The following is a 12,753-nucleotide window of genomic DNA, read 5'->3' as shown; positions in this document are numbered from 1 at the left end:
GCGCGGAGCCCCAAGGATGCTTTCTTGCTTGCACCCGATTACAGAAGCCTGTCGAACCAGACGCGCTTCCCGAAGCCCGCGAGAGGCTTGCTTCGCTTCATGGTGAGCCTGTCGAACCATGGAAGCGTGGAGCACCGCAGCTGTCGAGACGAGGAAGGCCCCGCTGCGGGAGCGGGGCCTTCCTATCTCAGTCGCCCTATCTCCGCCGGCCGCGAAGCCTCAGCGGGGGGCGACGACCATGGTCATCTGCCGGCCCTCGAGCTTGGGCGTCTGCTCGACCTTGGCAATCTCGGCGATCTCGTCGCGCACCTTGAACAGCAGGTTGAGGCCGAGCTCCTGGTGGGCCATCTCGCGGCCTCGGAAGCGCAGGGTCACCTTGACCTTGTCGCCCTCGCCCAGGAAGCGGTTGATCGCCCGCATCTTGACCTCGTAGTCGTGGTCGTCGATGTTCGGGCGCATCTTGATTTCCTTGAGCTCGATCGTCTTCTGCTTCTTGCGCGCCTCGTTGGCCCGTTTCTGGGCCTCGTACTTGAAGCGTCCGAAGTCGAGGATCTTGCACACCGGCGGATCGGCCTGCGGCGAAATCTCGACCAGATCGAGCCCGACGTCTTCGGCGCGCATCAGCGCCTCGCGGATGGGGACGACGCCCAGGTTTTCGCCCTCTGCGTCGATCAGGCGGACACTGGTGACATCGATCTGGCGGTTGACGCGCGGCCCGTCTCGGCTGGGCGTCGGATTGAACGGCGGTCGAGCTATGGAGACTTCTCCTCTGTTGCTTTCGATGGGCCGCTGAAAGACCCCCGACACGGCGGCCCGGGGGTCGATTCAAACGGCGATCAGCGGCTTTCCCGCAAATCGGGCGAGGCCGCCTCTCGTGCCAGTGTAGTGACGACGTCGTCGAGTGCAAGCGACTCCTGCCGCTCGACCCCGAGCCGGCGCAGGGTGACGGTCCGCTGCTCCGCCTCGCGGCGGCCGACGACGGCGAGCACCGGGACTTTGGCGTGGCTGTGCTCGCGCACCTTGTAGTTGATCTTCTCGTTGCGCAGGTCGGTCTCGGCCCGCAGCCCGCGCGCGGCGAGCGCAGCCCGGACCTCTTCGGCGTAGCCGTCGGCATCGCTGATGATCGGGCAGACCACCACCTGACGCGGCGCCAGCCAGAGCGGGAAGCGTCCCGCGAAGTTCTCGATCAGGATCGCCAGGAAGCGCTCGAAGGAGCCGAGGATCGCCCGGTGCAGCATGACCGGGCGGTGCTTCGCACCGTCCTCGCCGACGTAGACGGCGTCGAGCCGCTCGGGCAGCACGAAATCGACCTGCAGCGTGCCGCACTGCCAGTCGCGGCCGATCGCGTCCTGCAGCACGAACTCCAGCTTCGGCCCATAGAAGGCGCCCTCTCCGGGGTTGAGGGTGAAGTCCAGCCCGGCCTGCTCGGTGGCGTGCTTGAGCGCCGCCTCGGCGCGGTCCCAGACGGCGTCGCTGCCGGCGCGCTTGGCCGGCCGGTCGGAGAACTTGACCTGGACCTCGGCGAAGCCGAAGTCGCGGTAGATCGCCAGCAGCAGCTCGCAGAAGCGCCGCGTCTCCTCGACGATCTGCTCCTCGGTGCAGAAGATGTGGGCGTCGTCCTGGGTGAAGGAGCGCACGCGCATCAGGCCGTGCAGCGCGCCCGACGGCTCGTTGCGGTGGCAGGAGCCGAACTCGGCCATGCGGATCGGCAGGTCGCGGTAGCTGGTGATGCCCTGCTTGAAGATCTGCACGTGGCCCGGGCAGTTCATCGGCTTGACCGCGAGCACCCGGTCCTCGCTCTCGGCGATGAACATGTGCTCGCGGAACTTCTCCCAGTGGCCGGAAGCCTCCCAGAGCGCGCGGTCGATCAGCTGCGGCGTCTTGACCTCGACGTAGCCGCCGGCCTCGAGGCGCCGGCGCATGTAGTCCTCGACCGCGCGGTAGAGCGTCCAGCCGTTCGGATGCCAGAAGGCCGAGCCGACCGCCTCCTCCTGCAGGTGGAAGAGGTCCATCTCGCGGCCGAGGCGCCGGTGGTCGCGCTTCTCGGCCTCCTCGATCATCGTCAGGTGGGTCTTCAGGTCCTTCTCGTTGAGCCAGGCCGTGCCGTAGATGCGCTGCAGCTGCGGGTTGGCGGCGTCGCCGCGCCAGTAGGCGCCGGCCAGGCGGCGCAGCTTGAAGGCCTTGGGCAGCTTGCCGGTCGAGGGCAGGTGCGGACCGCGGCAGAGGTCGAGCCAGTCGCCCTGGCGATAGAAGGTGACCGGCTGGTCATCGGGCAGCTCCAGGGCCCACTCGGCCTTGAAGGACTCGCCGGTCTCCTTGAAGAAGGCGTGGGCGCGCTGCTTGTCCCAGACCTCGCGGGCGATCGGCAGGTCGCGGTCGACGATCTGCTTCATGCGCTCCTCGATCGCCGCGAAGTCGTCGGTCGAGAAGGGCTCCTCGCGATAGAAGTCGTAGTAGAAGCCGTCGTCGGTCGCCGGGCCGAAGGTGATCTGCGTGCCGGGAAAGAGCTCCTGCACCGCCTGGGCCAGGACGTGGGCGCAGTCGTGGCGCACCAGTTCCAGGGCGTAGGGATGGCGCAGCGTGACGATCTCGACGGCGGCGTCCTGCTCGATCGGCCGGGTCAGGTCCCGCGGCTCGCCATCGACGGTGACGGCGAGGGCGGCCTTGGCCAGGCCGGGCCCGATGGACTCGGCCAGCTCGAGCCCGCTCACCGCGCCCTCGAAGCGCTTGACCGTGCCGTCCGGCAGCGTGATCGCGACCATCTTTTTTTCGTCTTCCGTCCAGTAACCGAATGCGGCGCCCACGGCACGACCCGAGGCGCGCCGCGCGAAGTGCGCCCCTGCCCTGCCCGCGGACGCAAGGGGGACGCGGAATGTAGAAGCTGGCGAAGGCGAGTCAAGCCGCGAGGGCCGGCGCCGACGGAGGCCCGCCCCCGCCGTCAGGCGCGCAACAGCTCGTCGTAGACCTCGAGCGTGCGGCGGCACATCAGCGCCTTGGAGAAGTTCGCGCGGACGTGCTCGACCGCGCGCTCGGCCAGGGCGGCACGCTCCTCGCTCGGCAGGTCGAGGGCGTGGCGCAGGCTGACCACCAGGGATTCGACGTCGCCGGGGTTGAAGAGGAACCCGGTCTCGGCGTCGTCGATCTGCTCCAGGGCGCCGCCGTGCGCCGCCGCGACGACCGGCCGGCCCATCGCCTGGGCCTCGCCGATGACCCGGCCGAAGCCCTCTGGCTCGAGCGAGGCCGAGACCACCACGTCGGCGAGCATGAAGGCGGCCGGCATGTCGTCGCAGTCGCCGACCGCGGCGAACCTGCCGCCCAGGCCGAGCTTCGAGGCCTGGGCCTCCAGCTCCTGGCGCAGGTTGCGGTTGCGGTCGGAACCGACGGCCAGCAGCAGGAACTCGCGGTCGCGGGCCAGGCGGGCGCAGGCCTCGATCAGCAGGGCCGCGCCCTTCCAGCGGGTCAGGCGGCCGGGCAGCATGATCACCGGCACGCCGTCCGGCAGCCGCCAGCGCTGGGCCAGCCGGATCACCCTCTCGGCCGAGACCCGGCTGGGATCGAAGCGCTCCAGGTCGACGCCGCGCGGTACGACGCGCAGGCGCCCGGGATCGACGCGGTAGTGGCGCTGGACGTGCTCGGCGACGAAATGCGAGATGCAGATGATGCGGTCGCCGCGCGCCATGACCTGGTTGTAGAGCCGCTTGATCGGCGGCTTCAGGCCGTAGGGAGCGTGGAAGGTCGTCACGAAGGGCCGGCCGGTGCGCCGCGTCGCCAGCCAGGCGCTCCAGGCCGGGGCCCGGCTGCGGGCGTGGACCAGGGCGACGTTGCGCAGGCGGATCAGCTCCTCGAGGCGGCGCGCGTTCGACAGGATGCGCCAGGGGTTCTTGCTGTCGAGCGGCAGCACAACGTGCTCGGCGCCGCTGCGCTGCAGCTCGTAGACCATCGGCCCTCCGGCCGAGGCGACGAGGGCGATGGCGCCCTCCTCGAGGACGGCCTGCGCCATGTCGACGGTGCCGCGCTCGACGCCGCCGGTGACCAGCGCCGGCAGGACCTGCAGGACCACGGGGGGCAGGTGTTTGTCGGACGCCGGCTCGATGCTAGGGTCGCCCCCGGCTTCGGCCAGTTCGAGCTCATCCGTCACGGCGCTGGAACCGCATGTCTGACCCCGAGATACCCATGGCCGCCCCCGCATCCCGCCTGCAGCGCCGGGACGGCACCACCATCGCCTATCGCCGCACCCCGGGCAAGGCCCCGGGGCTGGTCTTCCTCGGCGGCTTCATGTCGGACATGACGGGCACGAAAGCAAGCGCGCTGGAGGGCTATGCCGCGCGGCGGGGGCGTGCGGTCGTGCGCTTCGACTATCTCGGCCACGGCGAGTCCTCGGGTAATTTCGAGTCCGGAACGATCGGGCGCTGGACCGAGGACGCCGTGGCCGTGCTCGACGAGCTGACCGAGGGCCCCCAGGTCCTGGTCGGCTCCTCCATGGGCGGCTGGCTGATGCTGCTCGCGGCCCTGGCGCGGCCCGAGCGGGTCGCCGGCCTGGTCGGCATCGCCGCGGCGCCGGACTTCACCGAGGACCTGATGTGGGCGACCTTCGCCCCGGAGGTCCGCGAGACCCTCGAGCGCGAGGGCGTCTATCACCAGCCCAGCGAGTACGGCGAACAGCCCTACGCGATCACCCGGACCCTGATCGAGGAAGGCCGTCGGCACCTGCTGCTGCGCGCGCCGATCCCGCTGGCCTGCCCGGTGCGCCTGCTCCACGGCATGGCCGACCCCGACGTGCCCTGGATGCTCTCGCCGCGCCTGGCCGAGCGGCTGGAGAGCGACGACGTCGAACTGCATCTGGTCAAGGCGGGCGACCACCGCCTCTCGACGCCGGGCGACCTCGCCCTGCTGGAAAGCGTGCTGGACCGCCTGTTCGAGGCGCTCGAGGGCTGAGGCCGGCGGCACGCGCGCGCCTTCCCGTCACCCGATTTCGTCTTCGCCATCCCAGCCTTCGCTTCCGTCATCCCCGCCTCCACTCCCGTCGTCCCCACCTCCCCTTCCGTCGTCCCCGCCTCCCCTTCCGTCATCCCCGCGAAAGCGGGGATCCAGAGAACGGCGCGGCGGGCGCTGGCTGTCGACGCCCTGGGCGGTCGCTTCTTCCTCTGGGTCCCCGCTTTCGCGGGGATGACGGACGAAATCGAGAGGCCGGTCGCCGGCCTCGGCATCCTCGGCCAGGGCCTCGGCGGCGACCGCGTCCGGGGCGTCGATCACCCGCAGCGCCAGGCCCAGCGGGAAGCCCTGGCGGGCCAGCGCCGCCAGGTCCTTCTCGCGCCGTGCCGCGCGGCGGTCCGGCATCGCGAAGGGTCCGAGGCGGCGGCGCCGGGCGTAGGCCACGGCAGCCTCCAGCTCCGGGTCGGCGCGCGTCTCGGCGAGCCGCTCGAAGGCGGCCGCGCGCTCCGGCTCGGCCAGCCCCTTGGCCCGCAGACGCGCCTCGATGGCGCGCTGCGACAGGCCACGGCGCTGCAGGCTTTCGGCCAGGCCGCGCGCGAAGGCGCGGTCGTCCAGGAAGCCGGCGCGCGTCAGCCTGGCGACGATGGCCTCGATCGCGGCGGCGCCCTCGGCCGGATCGGTGCCGTGCAGCTCGGCGCTGCGCCGGACCCGCCGCTCGAGCACGCGGCGCAGCGAGCCGCTGCTGGCCGCATAGCGCTCGAGATAGGCGAGCGCCGCCTTCTCCAGGCGCTGCGGCGTCGCCGGCTTCGGCACGCGCCGCCCAGCTCCGCGCCCCCTGGGTGCGCTCCGCGCCGCACTGCCGCCCTTGGACCCGCTTCGGCGCGGCTTGCGCCCTGTCTCCTCGTCGCTCACCCGAGATCACCCCTGGTCGTGCAGGCCCACCATATCGGAAGCGCGCTTGTTCGGGCGCCGCCGGCGCGCTATGTCCCGGACCATGTCGACTTCCGAGACCGAACTGCGCGCGGGCGCCGGCCGTCCGCTGCCGGGCGCGTCGCCGCTCGCCGGCCAGAACCCTGGCGGGCGGCAGTCCCACCCCGGTCCGCGCGACCTGGGGCGGGTCAACTGGATGGGCCTCTGGACGCTCTACCTGCGCGAGGTGAAGCGCTTCCTCAACGTCTTCACCCAGACCATCCTGGCGCCGATGGTGACCTCGCTGCTGTTCCTCGCGATCTTCACGCTCGCCCTCGGCCGCGGCAACGTCAACTTCGGCGATGTGCCCTACGCGGTGTTCCTGGCGCCCGGGCTGATCATGATGCAGATCATCCAGAACGCCTTTGCCAACACCTCCTCCTCGATCCTGATCTCCAAGGTCCAGGGCAACATCGTCGACGTGCTGATGCCGCCGCTGAGCCACTTCGAGCTGGCCCTCGGCTTCGCCGGCGGCGGCGTCACGCGCGGCCTGACCGTCGGCCTCTCGGCGGGCATCGCCATGGCGATCATCCTGCCGCTCGGCATCCACGATCCCCTGGCGATCCTCTGGTACGCCCTCAACGCCTCGCTGATGCTGGCGCTGCTCGGCATGATCGGCGGCATCTGGGCCGAGAAGTTCGACCACATCGCGGCGGTCACCAACTTCGTGATCGTGCCGCTGTCCTTCCTCTCGGGCACCTTCTACTCGATCGAACGCCTGCCCGAGAGCTGGGTCCTGGTCGCCCACCTCAACCCCTTCTTCTACCTGATCGACGGCTTCCGCTACGGCTTCCTGGGCCACCACGACGGCAACCTGCTGATCGGGTCGGTCGCCGTCGCCGTCGTCAACGTGGCGCTCTGGCTGGTCGTACAGCGGATGTTCGCGACCGGCTACAAGCTGAAGCCCTGAGCCGGCCGATGGACAGCGCCGGCTTCAGCCCGCCGCGACGCTTCGGCCGGGTCAACGGGCGCGGCGTCTGGACGCTCTACCGGCGCGCCCTGCTGCGCTTCCTCAAGTTCGCGCTCGAGGGCACGCTCGGCCAGGTCATCTCCAGCGGCCTGTTCCTGACCGTCTTCACCCTGGCCATGCCGGAGCGGATCACGACGCTGGCCGGGGTCGAGCCGCTGGTCTTCCTGCTGCCCGGCATCGTCGCCTACCAGGGCTTCCACGCGGCCTTCGAGAACGCCGCCTTCCCGCTGGTCTACGACAAGCTGGAGGGCATGATGGGGGACATCATGATGGCGCCGCTCAAGGCCTGGGAGGTGGTCTTCGCCTCTGTCGGCGCGGCGACCCTGGCGGGGCTGACGACCGGCGGCGTGATCCTGCTGCTCGGCGCCCTGGTCGTGCCGCTGCCCCTGGCCTCCCTGCCGATCGTCCTGGCCTACGCGCTGCTCGGCTGCCTGCTGTTCGCGCTGCTCGGCTTCCTGACCGGGCTGTGGGCCGAGAAGTGGGACCGCTACGCCATGGTCGAGACCTTCCTGGTGCTCCCGCTCGGCATCCTGTCCGGCACCTTCTTCACCCTGGAGGCGGTGCCGGAGCTGGCCGCCGAGCTGATGCGCTTCAACCCCGTCTTCTACGCCATCGACGGCCTGCGCGCGGGCTTCATCGGCAGCGCCCAGGCCCCGGCGGCGGTCGGCCTGGCGGTCCTCGCCGCGCTGTGCCTGGCGCTGTTCCTGCTCTGCTGGCGGCTGCTCGCGGTCGGCTACAAGGTCCGTCCCTGAGGCCGGCGTCCGGGATCGCGGCGCCTGCCGGCCTCCCGGGGCATGCCCGGGGCCGGCGTTGACTCGGCGGCGGCCTGCCGCCATCTTCGCCGACTTTCCACCCGTGACTCTGCTGTGGCCGAGCGGCCGGAAGGGGGCGCCCCCGTGAGCGAAGCATTGATGAATACCTACGCGCGCGCCGACCTCGCCTTCGAGCGCGGCGAGGGCTGCTACCTGATCGCGGAGGACGGGCGGCGCTTCCTCGATTTCACCGCCGGCATCGCGGTCACCTCCTGCGGCCACGCCCATCCGCATCTGGTCGCGGCGCTGCAGGACCAGGCGGCGAAGCTGTGGCACACCTCGAACCTCTTCCGCATTCCCGAGGGCGAGCGGCTGGCCGAACGGCTGGTCGCCCACTCCTTCGCGGACAAGGCGTTCTTCTGCAATTCGGGGGTCGAGGCCTTCGAGGGCGCGGCCAAGCTGGCGCGCCGCTACCAGCACGTCAGCGGCCATCCGGGGCGCTGGAAGATCGTCACCGTGACCGGCTCGTTCCACGGCCGCTCGATGGCGGCGATCTCGGCGGCCGGCAACCCCAAGTACCTGGAGGGCTTCGGCCCGGCGGCACCCGGCTACGTCACCGTCGCCTTCCGCAACACCAACGAGCTGCGCGCCGCGATCGACGACGAGACGGCGGCGATCCTGGTCGAGCCGATCCAGGGCGAGGGCGGCGTCCGCGAGGCCGAGCTCGACTACCTGCGCGAGCTCAGGCGGATCTGCGACGAGTTCGGCCTGGTCCTGATCTTCGACGAGATCCAGTGCGGCATGGGCCGCACCGGCAAGCTCTTCGCCTGCGAGTGGGCCGAGATGGCGCCCGACATCATGATGCTGGCCAAGGGCCTGGGCGGCGGCTTCCCGATGGGCGCCGTGCTGGCCAACGACCGGACCGCCGTCGGCTTCACGCCCGGCGTCCACGGCACGACCTTCGGCGGCAACCCGCTGGCCATGGCGGTCGGCAACGCCGTGCTCGACGTGATCCTGGCCGAGGGCTTCCTCGAGGGCGTCCAGGCGGTGGCCCGGCACCTGCGCGAGCGCCTGGAGCAGATCGCGGCGCGCCACCGGGACCAGATCGAGGAGGTGCGCGGCGCCGGCCTGATGCTCGGTCTCAAGGCGGCGCGGCCGAACGCCGAGCTGATCGGCGCCCTGCGCGAGGCCGGCCTGCTGACCGTGGGCGCGGCGGAGAACGTGATTCGCCTGTTGCCGCCGCTGACCGTGACCCGCGAAGAGGCCGACCTCGCCTGCGACATCCTCGAGAAGGTCTGCGCCGAGGCCGGCCGCCGGGCGGCGGAGTGACCATGGCGCCCAGGCACTTCATCGACCTCGACCGCTTCGGCACGGCCGACCTGCGCGCCATCCTGGAGCGCGGCAAGCAGTGCAAGAGCGGCGCCGCCGGCGCCGACCGGCCGCTCGCCGGCAAGGCGCTCGCCATGATCTTCGAGAAGCCCTCGACCCGGACGCGCGTGTCCTTCGAGCTCGGCATCCGCCAGCTCGGCGGCGAGGCCATCGTGCTCGAGCCCTCGGGCAGCCAGCTCGGCCGCGGCGAGACGATCGCCGACACGGCGCGCGTGCTGTCACGCTACGTCGACGCGATCATGATCCGCACGACCCGCGAGGAGAAGCTGCTGGAGCTCGCCGAGTTCGCCACCGTGCCGGTGATCAACGGCCTGACCGACCGCACCCACCCCTGTCAGCTGATGGCCGACGTCATGACCTTCGAGGAGCATCGCGGGCCCATCGCCGGCAAGGTCATCGCCTGGTCGGGCGACGGCAACAACATGGCGACCTCCTGGATCCACGCCGCCGTGCGCTTCGACTTCGAGCTCAGGCTGGCCTGCCCGAAGCAGCTGCAGCCGCCCGAGGAGATCCTGGCCTGGGCGGCCGGCGAGGGCGGGCGCATCCTGGTCACGGACGATCCCGCCGAAGCAATGCGCGGCGCCGACTGCGTGGTCACCGACACCTGGGTCTCGATGGGCGACGACGTCGGCGATTCGATGCGCCGCCACAACGTCCTGCGGCGCTATCAGGTCGACGAGGCGATGATGGCCCAGGCCGGGCCCGAGGCGATCTTCATGCACTGCCTGCCGGCGCACCGCGGACAGGAGGTCACCGAGGAGGTCATCGACGGCCCGCGCTCGGTGGTCTGGGACGAGGCCGAGAACCGACTGCACGCGCAGAAGGGCATCCTGCTCTGGTGCCTGGAGGCGCCATGACCGGGGACCGCGGAAGCAAGACCGCGGGCGAGGTCCGGCAGCCCGACTGGGACCCCAGCGTCGACGACGAGATCCAGCCGTTCCTGCTCGAGCGCAGCGGCGTGCGCGGGCGCCTGGTCCGGCTCGGCCCGGCGCTCGACACGATCCTGACCCGGCCGGGCTATCCGGAGCCGGTCGCTGCACTGCTCGGCGAGTTGCTGGCGCTGGCCGCCGTGCTCGGCTCCTCGCTCAAGTACGACGGCGTCTTCACCCTGCAGATCAAGGGCGAGGGCCCGGTCCGCACCATGGTCGCGGACATCACCCACGAGGGCGCCTTGCGCGGCTACGCCGGTTTCGACGCCGAGGGCCTCGCCGCCGCGACCGAGGCGGCTGCCGCGGACGACCGCTCGATCGAGCGCTGGCTCGGCGCCGGCCACATGGCCTTCACGGTCGACCAGGGCGTCTACTCGGAGCGCTACCAGGGGCTGGTCGAGCTGACCGGACCGCGCCTCGCCGACTGCCTGCTGCATTATTTCCGGCAGTCGCAGCAGCTCAACGCCGGCATCCTGGTCGCCTGCACCCGCACCGAGGAGGGCTGGCGCGCCGGCGCCCTGCTGATCGAGCGGATCCCCGAGGAGGGCGGCCGCTCCGACGGCCAGCCGACGGGCGAGTTCGGCGGCGACGTTGCCGAGGAGGACTGGCGCCGGGCGCTGATCCTGATGGCCTCCTGCAGCGACGCCGAGCTCGCCGCCCGCACCGTCTCGCCGGAGCGCCTGCTGTTCCGCCTGTTCCACGAGGAGGACCTGCGCGTCTTCGAGCCGCGGCCGGTCGCGGTCGGCTGCCGCTGCAGCCGTGAGCGGGTCGAGGGCATCATGCGCTCGATCCCGCGCGAGCAACTCGACGACATGAAGGTCGAGGGCGAGGTCGTGATGACCTGCGAGTTCTGCAGCCGCGATTTCCGCTTCGACCAGGCGGCCCTCGACCGGCTCTACGAGAGCCCGGGCGGCGGCCCGGGCTGAGGGGGTGCGCGGAACCGAAGCCGCGCCTCGCCGCTTTCCAGGGGCGGGTCCGCGACAACTGCCCGCAGACAGGAAAAGGCCCTAGCCGATGAGACTCACGACCGCCCTGGCCGCCTCGCTGACCGCCGCCCTGCTGCTGCTCGCCGGCTGCCAGTCGCCGCCGCCCAAGTCGGCCTTCCCGCAGATCGGCTTCGGCCACGAAGGCAGCCTGCGGCTCGACGCCGGCAGCATCGAGGTTGTCCGCAACGACCGCCAGAGCCGCGAGCCGCCCTACGTCGGCCACCTCTTCCCGCAGCCGCCCGACGCGCTGGCCGAGCGCTGGGCGAAGGAGCGTCTGCTCGCCATGGGCGGGCCGCGGCGCGCGGTGGTCACGATCCGCGACGCTTCGGTGCAGGAGGTGCCCCTGGAGCGTACCGGCGGCATCAGGGGCGCCTTCACCACCGACCAGACCGAGCGCTACGACGGCCGGATCGCGGCCGACATCGCGATCTTCGAGCCCGACGGGCGGCGCAGTGCCTACGCCCAGGCCGAGGCGACCCGCTCGACCACGGTGCCCGAGAACGCGACCCTGGCCGAGCGCGAGCAGATCTGGTTCCGGCTCACCGAACAGCTGATGCGCGACTTCGACGACGAGATGGAACGGCAGATCCGCGGCAGCCTGAGCAGCTATCTGCGGTAGGCCGGAGGCAGCCCGCCTGCCGGCCCTCAGGCCGCCTCGGCGCACCGCGCCCAGTCGGCGAGGCGGCCCAGCAGGTCGGCGCAGAGCTCGAGCTGCTCGAGCTCGAGGTACTCGTCGGCCTGGTGCGCCTGATCGATCGAGCCGGGCCCGCAGATCACCGTCGAGAGGCCCGCGTGCTGGAACACGCCGCCCTCGGTGCCGTAGGACACCACCTCGGCGCGGTTGGAGCCGGTCAGGCGCTTGAGCAGCGTCTCGGCCAGGCCCTCCTCCTCCGGCGCCAGCGGCGGCACCGCGGCCAGGGTCTCTGTCACGATCTCGGCCTCGGGGGCGTGCGCCCGCAGGTCGGGAAGAACGGTGTCGCGGGCGAAGCTCTCGAAGCGGGCGAGGATCGTCTCGGCATCGTCGCCGGGCAGGCTGCGGAACTCCCACTGGAACTGGCAGTGCTCGGCGACGATGTTGAGGGCGGAGCCGCCCTGGATGACGCCGATGCCGAAGGTCGTGTAGGGCGGCACGAAGCCGCTGCCGGGCTGCGGCGCCGCCTTCTTCTCCTCGGCCATCCCGTGCAGCTCGGCGATCAGCCGGGCGGCCGCGACGATCGCGTTGCCGCCGCGGTGCGGCTGGCTCGAATGCGCCGAGCGGCCGTGGATGCGCGTGACGAAGCCGGCGACGCCCTTGTGGGCGTTGACGACGCGCATGCTGGTCGGCTCGCCGACCACGACCAGCGCCGGCCTGGGCAGGTTCCGCGTCAGGTCGTCGATCAGGCGGTGCACGCCGATGCAGCCGACCTCCTCGTCGTAGGACAGGGCGATGTGGATCGGCCGGGCCAGCGGCCGCGCCAGGAAGTCCGGCACCAGGGCCAGCGCCGTCGCCAGGAAGCCCTTCATGTCGGCGGTGCCGCGCCCGTAGAGCCGGCCCTCGCGCTCCGTCATCGTGAAGGGGTCGCTGGCCCAGCCCTGGCCGTCGACCGGCACGACGTCGCTATGGCCGGAGAGCACGATGCCGCCCTCGATCGAGGGACCCAGGGTCGCCAGCAGGTTGGCCTTGGCGCCCGTGTCGTCGTAGCTGCGCCGGCAGGCGACGCCGTAGTCGGCGAGATAGCTCTCGACCCAGTCGATCAGCGCGAGGTTGGAGCTGCGTGAAACGGTATCGAAGCCGACCAGCACGGCCAGCATCTCCCGCGGGGAATAGCGTCGCTTAGGCATGGAAG

12 protein-coding genes are annotated in these 12,753 nt (G+C 71.3%); 7 read left to right on the top strand and 5 right to left on the bottom strand.

Annotated features, from left to right (window positions below; translation table 11 throughout):
• Window positions 1–219: 219 nt before the first annotated feature.
• The 3 genes from infC to WD341_RS13520 all read right to left on the bottom strand — a co-directional run bounded on the left by infC (window position 220) and on the right by WD341_RS13520 (window position 4,138).
• The gene (infC, locus tag WD341_RS13530) at window positions 220–756 is read right to left on the bottom strand and encodes a translation initiation factor IF-3 (protein WP_368425994.1); all 537 of its coding nucleotides are present in this window, start codon (window positions 754–756) and stop codon (window positions 220–222) included.
• 80 nt (window positions 757–836) lie between these two features.
• The gene (gene thrS, locus WD341_RS13525; protein ID WP_368425992.1) at window positions 837–2,762 is read right to left on the bottom strand and encodes a threonine--tRNA ligase; all 1,926 of its coding nucleotides are present in this window, start codon (window positions 2,760–2,762) and stop codon (window positions 837–839) included.
• A 176-nt stretch (window positions 2,763–2,938) separates the two neighbouring features.
• Complete coding sequence (locus tag WD341_RS13520; RefSeq protein ID WP_368425991.1) at window positions 2,939–4,138, bottom strand: glycosyltransferase family 4 protein; 1,200 nt, start codon at window positions 4,136–4,138, stop codon at window positions 2,939–2,941.
• 35 nt (window positions 4,139–4,173) lie between these two features.
• On the opposite strand from WD341_RS13520, the gene WD341_RS13515 reads away from it, so the two are divergent.
• Window positions 4,174–4,935 carry an alpha/beta hydrolase gene (locus WD341_RS13515; RefSeq protein ID WP_368425990.1) on the top strand — a complete coding sequence of 254 codons (762 nt, stop codon included), beginning with the start codon at window positions 4,174–4,176 and terminating at the stop codon, window positions 4,933–4,935.
• Window positions 4,936–4,962: 27 nt separating this feature from the next.
• On the opposite strand, the gene WD341_RS13510 is transcribed toward WD341_RS13515, so the two are convergent.
• Window positions 4,963–5,745, bottom strand: a complete 783-nt coding sequence (locus WD341_RS13510; RefSeq protein WP_368425989.1) for a RecX family transcriptional regulator — start codon at window positions 5,743–5,745, stop codon at window positions 4,963–4,965.
• 313 nt (window positions 5,746–6,058) lie between these two features.
• On the opposite strand from WD341_RS13510, the gene WD341_RS13505 reads away from it, so the two are divergent.
• The 6 genes from WD341_RS13505 to WD341_RS13480 all read left to right on the top strand — a co-directional run bounded on the left by WD341_RS13505 (window position 6,059) and on the right by WD341_RS13480 (window position 11,546).
• Window positions 6,059–6,811, top strand: coding sequence for an ABC transporter permease (locus WD341_RS13505; protein WP_368425993.1), 753 nt, complete (start codon window positions 6,059–6,061; stop codon window positions 6,809–6,811).
• 8 nt (window positions 6,812–6,819) lie between these two features.
• Window positions 6,820–7,623 (top strand): ABC transporter permease, encoded by an 804-nt coding sequence (locus tag WD341_RS13500; RefSeq protein ID WP_368425988.1) that lies wholly within the window; start codon window positions 6,820–6,822, stop codon window positions 7,621–7,623.
• 144 nt (window positions 7,624–7,767) lie between these two features.
• Entirely contained in the window at window positions 7,768–8,952 is a 1,185-nt protein-coding gene (locus WD341_RS13495; protein WP_368425987.1) for an aspartate aminotransferase family protein, read from the top strand.
• 2 nt (window positions 8,953–8,954) lie between these two features.
• A complete protein-coding gene (gene argF / locus WD341_RS13490) occupies window positions 8,955–9,869 on the top strand; it encodes an ornithine carbamoyltransferase (RefSeq protein WP_368425986.1) in 915 nt (304 codons plus the stop codon).
• Window positions 9,866–10,867 (top strand): Hsp33 family molecular chaperone HslO, encoded by a 1,002-nt coding sequence (locus tag WD341_RS13485; protein ID WP_368425985.1) that lies wholly within the window; start codon window positions 9,866–9,868, stop codon window positions 10,865–10,867. Before argF ends, WD341_RS13485 begins: the two co-directional genes overlap by 4 nt.
• Before the next feature lie 88 nt (window positions 10,868–10,955).
• A complete protein-coding gene (locus tag WD341_RS13480) occupies window positions 10,956–11,546 on the top strand; it encodes a hypothetical protein (RefSeq protein WP_368425984.1) in 591 nt (196 codons plus the stop codon).
• Between the two features lie 26 nt (window positions 11,547–11,572).
• Here the strand turns inward: WD341_RS13480 and argE are convergent, their stop codons facing one another.
• A complete protein-coding gene (argE, locus tag WD341_RS13475) occupies window positions 11,573–12,748 on the bottom strand; it encodes an acetylornithine deacetylase (protein WP_368425983.1) in 1,176 nt (391 codons plus the stop codon).
• Window positions 12,749–12,753 lie beyond the last annotated feature (5 nt).

This window comes from Tistlia sp. (assembly GCF_040905785.1).
Taxonomy (GTDB): domain Bacteria; phylum Pseudomonadota; class Alphaproteobacteria; order Kiloniellales; family DSM-21159; genus Tistlia.
This window is presented reverse-complemented; position numbering and strand designations above follow the sequence as displayed.